Source organism: Proteus sp. G4380, assembly GCF_963885725.1.
GTDB classification, from domain to species: Bacteria; Pseudomonadota; Gammaproteobacteria; order Enterobacterales; family Enterobacteriaceae; genus Proteus; species Proteus mirabilis.
Genome location: NZ_CAWPAV010000001.1, coordinates 1 through 8,829 on the forward strand (window position 1 = coordinate 1; position 8,829 = coordinate 8,829).

The 8,829-nt window shown below is 41.6% G+C and carries 9 protein-coding genes and 1 other annotated feature; of the genes, 1 reads left to right on the top strand and 8 read right to left on the bottom strand.

Features of this window, described 5'->3' with window-relative positions; genetic code table 11:
- Positions 1-102 precede the first annotated feature (102 nt).
- On the top strand, positions 103-1,254 hold the full coding sequence (gene yiaY, locus AACU98_RS00005; RefSeq protein ID WP_004244521.1) for an L-threonine dehydrogenase: 1,152 nt from the start codon (positions 103-105) through the stop codon (positions 1,252-1,254).
- A gap of 142 nt (positions 1,255-1,396) precedes the next feature.
- On the opposite strand, the gene hisIE is transcribed toward yiaY, so the two are convergent.
- Genes hisIE through hisG form a run of 8 tightly spaced genes read right to left on the bottom strand, consistent with a single transcriptional unit; the run spans position 1,397 to position 8,526 of the window.
- Positions 1,397-2,014, bottom strand: a complete 618-nt coding sequence (gene hisIE, locus AACU98_RS00010; protein ID WP_004247598.1) for a bifunctional phosphoribosyl-AMP cyclohydrolase/phosphoribosyl-ATP diphosphatase HisIE — start codon at positions 2,012-2,014, stop codon at positions 1,397-1,399.
- Positions 2,014-2,787: an imidazole glycerol phosphate synthase subunit HisF gene (hisF, locus tag AACU98_RS00015; RefSeq protein ID WP_004244523.1), complete on the bottom strand. Its 774-nt coding sequence runs from the start codon at positions 2,785-2,787 to the stop codon at positions 2,014-2,016. Before hisF ends, hisIE begins: the two co-directional genes overlap by 1 nt.
- Positions 2,769-3,506: a 1-(5-phosphoribosyl)-5-[(5-phosphoribosylamino)methylideneamino]imidazole-4-carboxamide isomerase gene (gene hisA / locus AACU98_RS00020; RefSeq protein ID WP_004244524.1), complete on the bottom strand. Its 738-nt coding sequence runs from the start codon at positions 3,504-3,506 to the stop codon at positions 2,769-2,771. The genes hisF and hisA overlap by 19 nt, the downstream gene beginning before the upstream one ends.
- A 6-nt stretch (positions 3,507-3,512) precedes the next feature.
- Positions 3,513-4,103, bottom strand: coding sequence for an imidazole glycerol phosphate synthase subunit HisH (gene hisH, locus AACU98_RS00025; RefSeq protein ID WP_004244525.1), 591 nt, complete (start codon positions 4,101-4,103; stop codon positions 3,513-3,515).
- Positions 4,103-5,170, bottom strand: a complete 1,068-nt coding sequence (hisB, locus tag AACU98_RS00030; protein WP_004244526.1) for a bifunctional histidinol-phosphatase/imidazoleglycerol-phosphate dehydratase HisB — start codon at positions 5,168-5,170, stop codon at positions 4,103-4,105. The genes hisH and hisB overlap by 1 nt, the downstream gene beginning before the upstream one ends.
- A 48-nt stretch (positions 5,171-5,218) precedes the next feature.
- Entirely contained in the window at positions 5,219-6,301 is a 1,083-nt protein-coding gene (gene hisC, locus AACU98_RS00035; protein ID WP_004252070.1) for a histidinol-phosphate transaminase, read from the bottom strand.
- 2 nt (positions 6,302-6,303) lie between these two features.
- Positions 6,304-7,620 (bottom strand): histidinol dehydrogenase, encoded by a 1,317-nt coding sequence (gene hisD, locus AACU98_RS00040; RefSeq protein ID WP_017827734.1) that lies wholly within the window; start codon positions 7,618-7,620, stop codon positions 6,304-6,306.
- A 6-nt stretch (positions 7,621-7,626) separates the two neighbouring features.
- The gene (gene hisG / locus AACU98_RS00045) at positions 7,627-8,526 is read right to left on the bottom strand and encodes an ATP phosphoribosyltransferase (RefSeq protein ID WP_004244529.1); all 900 of its coding nucleotides are present in this window, start codon (positions 8,524-8,526) and stop codon (positions 7,627-7,629) included.
- Positions 8,527-8,570: 44 nt separating this feature from the next.
- Positions 8,571-8,702 (bottom strand) — a sequence feature (His leader region).
- Positions 8,703-8,829: the final 127 nt, after the last annotated feature.

The window sequence follows — 8,829 nt, forward strand, 5'->3', positions numbered from 1 at the left end:
AAAAAATTAATATTTATTCATTATATTGATAATGATCAATTTAAGAATAAAAAGAATAGAACATATTAAAACGTAGATTAAATTACTAAAAGGAAGTCAATAATGGCCAGTTCAACATTTTATATCCCTTCAGTAAACAAATTAGGCGCAGGTTGTCTTGCAGACGCGATAAACTCAATGAAAGACTTTGGCTTTCATAAAGCACTGATTGTTACTGATAGTGTTTTAAATCAATTAGGTGTTGTAAATAAAGTGAGTGAATTACTGGCGAAATCAGGTATTGCTAGCGTTACTTATGATGGTACAGCGCCAAACCCTACCGTTGAAAATGTTGAAGCGGGGTTAGCCTTATTAAAAGAGCATCAATGTGACTGTGTTATCTCTTTAGGTGGTGGCTCTCCTCATGACTGTGCTAAAGGTATCGCACTAGTCGCTGCCAATGGTGGTAAGATTGCCGATTATGAAGGGGTTGATCGCTCTGAGCATCCGCAATTACCACTGATTGCAATTAATACAACCGCTGGTACTGCTTCTGAAATGACACGTTTTTGTATCATCACGGATACTGCGCGTCATATTAAAATGGCTATTGTTGATAAAAATGTAACACCAATCTTATCTGTAAATGATTCAGAGTTAATGATTGGTATGCCAAAAGGTTTAACCGCAGCTACGGGTATGGATGCGTTAACCCATGCTGTTGAAGCTTATGTCTCTACTGCCGCTAATCCTATTACTGATGCATGTGCGTTAAAAGCAGTGACGATGATCAGTGAGTCTTTACGTAAAGTCGTTGAAAACGGTGGTGATACAGCAGCACGTGAAAATATGGCTTATGCACAATTTTTAGCGGGTATGGCATTTAATAATGCTTCTTTAGGTTATGTGCATGCTATGGCTCACCAATTAGGTGGTTTTTATAACTTACCTCATGGTGTATGTAATGCAGTATTACTGCCTCATGTTCAAGCTTATAATATCCAAGCAGCAGCAGGTCGTTTAAAAGATATAGCGCAAGCTATGGGTGTTGATGTTTCGGCAATGAATGATGAGCAGGGTGCGCAAGCTTGTATTGAAGAGATCCGCAAAATCGCCAAAGATGTCGGTATTCCAGCAGGCCTGAAAGAATTAGGCGTGAAAGAAGAAGATTTTAAAACATTAGCTGAAAATGCATTAAAAGATGCATGTGCCATCACTAACCCTGTTCAAGGTAGTGAAAGTGATGTTATCGAGATATTCCGCCAAGCAATGTAATCGCTAAAAATAAGAGGGTTAATATAAGTTAACATCTTATTTAAGCAAAGAATTAACACCTCAAATATCAATGTCGTATTTGAGGTGTTTTTTATATTATTAAGTATTAAGTGGTCATGTAGTTTAATGACTGACACTTATTTTATTGCGCTTTTTTATGACGCTTTTGTAAGCAATCAATCACATCAGATAGAGATAGCGATTGGTCTTGTAATAGCACCATTAAATGATAGAGCAAATCAGAAGCTTCATTTTTTAACTCTTCACGATCATTAACAGTTGCAGCTAAAGCAGTCTCAACACCTTCCTCTCCGACTTTTTGTGCGATACGTTTGGTTCCGCTGGCATAAAGTTGTGCCGTATAAGAGCTATCTGGCGAGGCGCTTTTACGCTCGCGCAGTAAGTTCTCAAGCTCATAAAGAAATCCCCATTGGCTTTTAGCTGGAGCAAAACAACTTTCAGTCCCATTATGACAAGTAGGCCCGATTGGGTGAGCTAAAATAAGTAAAGTATCGTTATCACAATCAGGATAAATATCCACTAATTTAAGGAAATTGCCTGATGTTTCACCTTTTGTCCATAAACGTTGTTTAGTTCGTGAATAGAAAGTGACCTTGCCACTGTTTAGCGTCATTTCTAATGCGGCTTTATCCATATAACCAAGCATTAAGACATCACCAGAAATAGCATTTTGGATAATGACAGGCATTAGGTTATCGACTTTTTGCCAATCTAATTGGGCGAGTTTTGTATTATTCATTATATTCTTACCTTAACGCCATTTTCTGCGAGATACTGTTTCAATTCGTTGATATTAATGATCTGCTTATGGAATACGGAAGCGGCAAGGGCACCGTCAACATTGGCTAATTTAAATGCATCCAGAAAGTGTGACATTTCACCTGCACCGCCAGAAGCTATCATGGGAACCTGAGTGACTTGGCGTACCAGTGCGAGTTGTTTTAAATCATAGCCTTGTCTTACACCATCTTGGTTCATCATGTTTAACACTATCTCCCCCGCACCTCGTTGCTGTACTTCTTGTACCCAATCGAGCGTTTTCCATGGCGTTTGTTGTGTGCGTTTTTCATCACCCGTAAATTGATAAACGAGATATTCCCCAGTTTTTTCATCAAACCATGTATCAATTCCCACAACTACACACTGCACACCGTAGCGATCGGCAAGGCGGGAAATCAGTGTTGGATCAGAAAGTGCAGGGGAATTAATTGAGATTTTATCTGCCCCAAAAGAGAGAATTTTCCCGGCATCTTCTACTGAGCGAATACCACCCGCAACACAAAATGGAATATCAATCACTTCGGCTACCCGCGATACCCAACTTTTATCGACCACTCGGCCATCAGAAGAGGCGGTTATATCATAAAAGACCAGCTCGTCGGCACCTTCTTTCGCGTAGCGTTCTGCTAAGGGAACAATATCACCAATAATTTCATGGTTACGAAATTGCACACCTTTAACAACCTGTCCATCACGAACATCAAGACAAGGAATTATGCGTTTTGCCAACATGATATCGCCTCTTGTAATGTGAATTTGCCTTCTAATAGTGCTCTGCCAACAATAATGCCCGCAACACCCGATCCAGGAAGTGCTGCAATATCCTGTAAATCACCAATACCGCCTGAAGCTTGGAATAAAATATCAGGGAAACGCTGGCTAATTTCTTTATACAGTTCGACGTTAGAACCGGCTAAGGTGCCATCACGAGAAATATCGGTGCACAATACATGCTTTAATCCTACAGGTTGATAAAGTGCGATGATCTCTTCTAGTGTATAGGGGGAGTTTTCTTGCCAGCCACTTACCGCCACCCATTTTTTACCTTGTTCGTCGATACGAACATCAAGGGCGAGTACAATCGCATCAGCACCATAACGCTCAAACCATGTTTTGACTAATTCGGGCTGGCTCACCGCTGTAGAGCCAATCACAACCCGACTTGCTCCTGCGGCTAATAGTGACTTCACATCTTCTTCGCTACGAATACCACCACCAACTTGCACAGGAACGTTAACACAGGCAACTAGCTGTTTTAATAGTGGGATCTGCCGTGCAAGTGGATCTTTCGCGCCAGTTAAGTCGACGAGATGCAATAATTTTGCTCCGTCTTGTTGATATTGTTGGTAGCGGCGGATCGGATCATCATCATAATCACGTTGTTTATTATAATCACCTTGATGAAGACGAACGACTTTGCCATCAATTAAATCTAATGCCGGAATAATCATAACGCGTTACATCTCCAAAAAATTCTTAATCAGTTGAGCACCCGCTTTTCCTGAGCGTTCAGGGTGAAATTGCACCCCATAGAAATTATCTTTCTGAATGGCACTGCTAAAGCGTGAACCATATTCTGTTTCGGCTATGGTTGAGTCATTGAGCCCTAAACCATAGCTGTGAACAAAATAGAACCAAGCGTCGCTGTCAATATTGCGAAATAGAGGGTGAGCGGGTTTTGCTAATACCTGATCCCAACCCATATGCGGTAAGGGTAATCCTTTGGTATCAAGTTTATTGATATTACCGTCAACTAATCCTAATAGAGGGATATTGTGACCTTCTTCACTCAGAGAGGCCAAAATTTGCATCCCTAAGCAAATGCCTAATACGGGCTGGGTTAACGCTTTAATTAAAGGGATAAGTTCACGGGCTTTTAGTTGTTCCATAGCGGCACTAGCTGTTCCCACCCCGGGTAGAAACAGTTTATCAGCAGATAACACGATATTTTTTTCATAAGAAATAATCGGATCGTAACCTAGCCTTTGTACGGCGTATGCAACCGAGGCTAAATTAGCACAACCTGTATCAAGAATGACGACTTTCATCACAGCACACCTTTTGAACTGGGTAAGGTATTTCCTTCAACACGAATAGCTTGGCGTAAGGTACGACCAAATACTTTAAACAGACTTTCTGCTTTGTGGTGATCGTTTTTGCCTTTTGATTTTAAGTGTAGAGTGCAGCCCATAGTGTAAGAGAGAGAGCGGAAAAAGTGCTCAATCATCTCTGTGCTTAAATCACCAACGCGCTGATATTTAAATTCTGCTTTATATTCAAGGTGAGGGCGTCCAGAAATATCTAGCGCACAACTTGCTAGGCACTCATCCATAGGCAAAGTAAAACCAAAACGTGCAATGCCGCGTTTATTACCTAATGCTTCTCGCAGTGCTTCGCCGAGTGCAAGGCCTGTATCTTCAACGGTGTGGTGATCGTCAATGACTAAATCCCCTTGTACATTGATATTCATACGAAAGCCACCGTGGGTGGCAATTTGATCTAGCATATGATCAAAAAAACCAACTCCAGTGCTAATTTGGCTCTCGCCTTCACGATCAAGCCAGATATCAATGGCAATTTGTGTCTCTTTGGTTTTACGTTCAACGTGGGAGTAGCGATCTTTTTTCGTCAGCAATTCACTGATAGCTGACCAGCTTAATTCATTGGCGTTATAACGTAATCCGTTGATCCCCATATTTTCAGCTAATTGTAGATCGGTTTGTCTATCACCAATCACATAGCTATTGGTTTTATCAAGAGCACTTTCAACCAGATATTGGGTGACTAACCCTGTTTCAGGTTTACGACAAGGACAGTTGTCTTCAGGTTTATGAGGGCAGATTAATACTTCATCAAAAACAATACCTTGTGAAGAAAAAATCTGCATCATGAGATTATGAGGGGGTTCAAAGTCCGCTTGTGGAAAACTGTCTGTACCAAGTCCATCTTGATTGGTGATCATAATAAGCTTATAGCCCGCCTGTTGTAAGTTGAGTAATGCGGGAATAACGCCATTTTCAAAGGCAAGCTTATTGAGACTATCAACTTGGTGATCGGTTGGTGGCTCTGTGATCAAAGTTCCATCACGATCGATAAAAAGAATTTTCTGGCTCATGGTTGAGATCCCTCAGTGGTGATTTTTTATTGTTATCATTAGTGATGTTTATACGTTTGCCGTTTGTCTATTTTTTATAGCGGTTATCACGCTATCACACTCTTGACGTGTACCGATAGAGATGCGTAAACAACCTGCCAGCCCATATTGACGCTGTTGATCGCGTAAAATAATCCCTTGATCCCATAAACTGCGGAAAACACAATCAGCATCAGTGAATTTCACTAAAATATAGTTGGTTTCACTACAATAAACCTGTTCAACATTGGGTAAATTTTTTAGTGCATCCGCTAAATATGTTCTATTGCGTACAATTTCCGTTACCCGTTGTTTCATCGCTTCTATACCTTGGTCAGTTAATGCTTGTGCCGCAATATCAGCAACCGGGGTAGAAAGTGGGTAAGGGGCGATCACCTTAAGTAATAATTCAATAACAGGTGAATTGGCAAGTGCAAAGCCACAACGCAGTCCCGCTAATGCAAAAGCTTTAGAGAGAGTTCGCAAAATGACTAAATTCGGATACTCTTTTAACCAAGTGACTAGTGATGCTTGAGGACAAAACTCAATATAAGCTTCGTCAATAGCCACAATGGCTTTATCTTTTGCTAATGCTAATACTTCGCGGATCAGTGAAGGCTCAACGATATTGCCCGTTGGGTTATTGGGACTGCATAGGTAGATAAGTTTTACATTATCAAGTTGTGATGCAATGGCTTTGACATCAGGCTCCCAATCAGCAAGAGCAGGGACAACACGCTGTTCTACACCAAAGGTTTCCGCACTGACGCTGTACATACCATAAGTGGGTGGACAATAGAGAACAGCATCTTTACCAGGCTCACAAAAAGCACGGATCAGTAGTTCTATCGCTTCATCGGCACCTCGGCTAACTAACACTTGCTCAGGTTGAACGCCTGCATATGCTGCATAGCGATTAATTACGTTAACCGGCTGACACTCAGGGTAGCGGTTTAAATTTTTTTCATTAAACGTAAAGTCAGGAGCGGTAGGGTATTCATTGGCATTTAACCAAACCGAGCCATTTCCACCTAAACGTCTCGCTGATTGATAAGGGGTTAACTGGCGAACATTTTTTCTGGCTAATAGGGTAATATCAAAGGGCGTGTTCATGGCTAGTTATCTCCTTGAGCCAAGGCGTTAACGCGAAGTGTGACGGCATTTTTATGTGCAGTTAATTGCTCTGCTTGCGCTAATATTTCAATGGTATTGGCTAAATCAGCCAAACCTTGAGCAGTCAGTTTTTGTACGGTCATACGTTTCATAAAATCGGCTAAGCCTAAACTCGAATAGGTGGCGGTATAACCGTATGTAGGTAGTACGTGATTGGTGCCAGAAGCGTAATCTCCCGCTGATTCAGGAGACCAAGCCCCTAAGAACACTGAGCCGGCGCTAGTAATGCTATCAACAAGTGAGTCTGCATCATTAGTCTGAATAATTAAGTGTTCAGGCCCATAGCGATTACTGATTTCAATACATTGGTTGAGATCACGGGTGATAATGACACGACTTTCGGCTAAGGCTTGTTGTGCTATTTCTGCGCGAGTTAATTGTGTTAATTGGGTTTGCGTCTCGCTAATGACCGCTTTGGCAAGGGCTTCGTCTGGGGTTAATAGCACCACTTGTGAGTCAGGGCCGTGCTCTGCTTGTGATAGTAAATCAGCGGCAATAAAGGCAGGATCAGCATCGGCATCAGCAATCACTAATACTTCCGAAGGGCCAGCTGGCATATCAATAGCTGCACCTTGTAGCGATTGGCTGACTTGGCGTTTTGCTTCTGTCACATAGGCATTTCCCGGGCCGAAAATTTTATCTACCTTTGGGATAGACTCTGTACCAAAAGCCATCGCAGCAATGGCTTGAGCACCACCGACTTGGAATATTTCATCAATACCAATTTGTTGCGCAATATACAAAATTTCATCAGCAATCGGTGGCGGAGAGCATAAAATTATTTTGCGACAACCGGCAATACGGGCCGGTAGCCCCAACATCATCACAGTTGAGAGTAAAGGCGCTGATCCTCCGGGAATATAAAGTCCTACTGCATCAATAGGGCGACTGACTTGTTGGCAAAATACACCAGGTTGCGTTTCTACCTCAATGGTTTTAGGAATTTGCGCTTCATGAAAACGGCGTATATTGCTCATGGCTTGCGCTATTGCTTGTTTGATTTCGTTATTGAGCCTTGCACAAGCCGCGTCAATCTGTGTTTTTGTCACCAATACGCTATCGGGAGCCGCTTTATCATATTTTTGACTCAGTGCCTTAAGGGCTTTATCCCCATCGTTGCGTACCTGAGAAATAATCGTAGCAACTTGCTCTGTAATAGACGCTGATGCGGATATCGCTGGGCGAGTGAGTAGCTGTTGTTGTTGCTGTTGGGTGCATTTATCCCAGAAATTTAATGTATTAAACGCCGTTTTCATCATCTCACCTTATTCCATCATTTTTTCTATTGGTAAAACAAGAATTGAACTTGCCCCTAATGCTTTTAGTTTTTCCATCGTTTCCCAAAAGAGGGTTTCACTGCTGACCATGTGCATTGCTACTCGATTTTGATCACCCGCTAAAGGAAGGATGGTCGGGCGCTCAGCACCCGGTAATAGGGCGATAACATCTTCAAGGCAATCACTTGGCGCGTGTAACATAATGTATTTTGACTCGCGCGCTTGAATAACACCTTGAATACGCGTCATTAAGCGATCGATAAGGGCTTGTTTTGTTGCGTCCATTTCACCGTCACGTTGAATTAAACAAGCTTTAGAACGATAAATAACTTCTACTTCTTTTAATCCATTGGCTTCTAATGTGGCGCCAGTAGAAACTAAATCACAAATAGAATCAGCCAGACCGGCTCGAGGTGCGACTTCAACGGAGCCATTTAATAAGCAAGATTTAAAGGTGATCCCTTTTTGGTCTAAATAACGTTTTAATAGATTAGGGTAAGAGGTGGCAATACGGGTATTATTGAGGCACTCAACCCCTTGATAATCAAAATCAACCGGTGCAGCAAGAGATAAACGGCAAGCACCAAAATCAAGACGACGTAGTGTGATATAACTTGGATTTTCTCCTTGTGCTCGGCGTTTTAGTAATTCTTCTTCTAATACGTTTTCACCAATAATGCCTAAATCAACCACTCCGTCCATCACTAAACCGGGGATATCATCATCTCTGACACGTAAAATATCGATAGGCATATTTTCCGCATAAGCGATAAGGCGTTGTTGGTTTAAGTTTATTTTAATGCCACAACGCGCTAAAAGTGCTCGTGAATCATCACTTAAACGACCTGATTTTTGCATGGCAATTCGTAATCTTGCTTTATCTAACATAATGTTACCCTATCTTTGTCCGTATTCTTGTTATGAAATTTAGCTATAAAAAAACCCCGGAAGTTGCCTTCCGGGGTTTTTATTTTATTGTCTGCACTCAGACCACCGGAAGCGTTACCTAAACGTCTTCCAGCACTCATCGCCTGAAAGACTAGTCAGGATGATGGTGATGATGGTGGTTTAATTGAATGCTATACATAATGTTTTCCTAGCGAATAAAAATACCCGTTATAAATAATTAACCAGTATTTAGAATTTGTCTGCCTTTCAACCTACCTGATTTATAAAGTAAAAAGCAACCTA

What these genes read in the sequence shown, in the direction of transcription:
- hisG (WP_004244529.1), bottom strand. Translation starts at nt 8,526, where the DNA reads ATGTTAGATAAAGCAAGATTACGAATTGCCATGCAAAAATCAGGTCGT.
- hisD (WP_017827734.1), bottom strand. Translation starts at nt 7,620, where the DNA reads ATGATGAAAACGGCGTTTAATACATTAAATTTCTGGGATAAATGCACC.
- hisC (WP_004252070.1), bottom strand. Translation starts at nt 6,301, where the DNA reads ATGAACACGCCCTTTGATATTACCCTATTAGCCAGAAAAAATGTTCGC.
- hisH (WP_004244525.1), bottom strand. Translation starts at nt 4,103, where the DNA reads ATGAAAGTCGTCATTCTTGATACAGGTTGTGCTAATTTAGCCTCGGTT.
- hisF (WP_004244523.1), bottom strand. Translation starts at nt 2,787, where the DNA reads ATGTTGGCAAAACGCATAATTCCTTGTCTTGATGTTCGTGATGGACAG.
- hisA (WP_004244524.1), bottom strand. Translation starts at nt 3,506, where the DNA reads ATGATTATTCCGGCATTAGATTTAATTGATGGCAAAGTCGTTCGTCTT.
- yiaY (WP_004244521.1), top strand. Translation starts at nt 103, where the DNA reads ATGGCCAGTTCAACATTTTATATCCCTTCAGTAAACAAATTAGGCGCA.
- hisIE (WP_004247598.1), bottom strand. Translation starts at nt 2,014, where the DNA reads ATGAATAATACAAAACTCGCCCAATTAGATTGGCAAAAAGTCGATAAC.
- hisB (WP_004244526.1), bottom strand. Translation starts at nt 5,170, where the DNA reads ATGAGCCAGAAAATTCTTTTTATCGATCGTGATGGAACTTTGATCACA.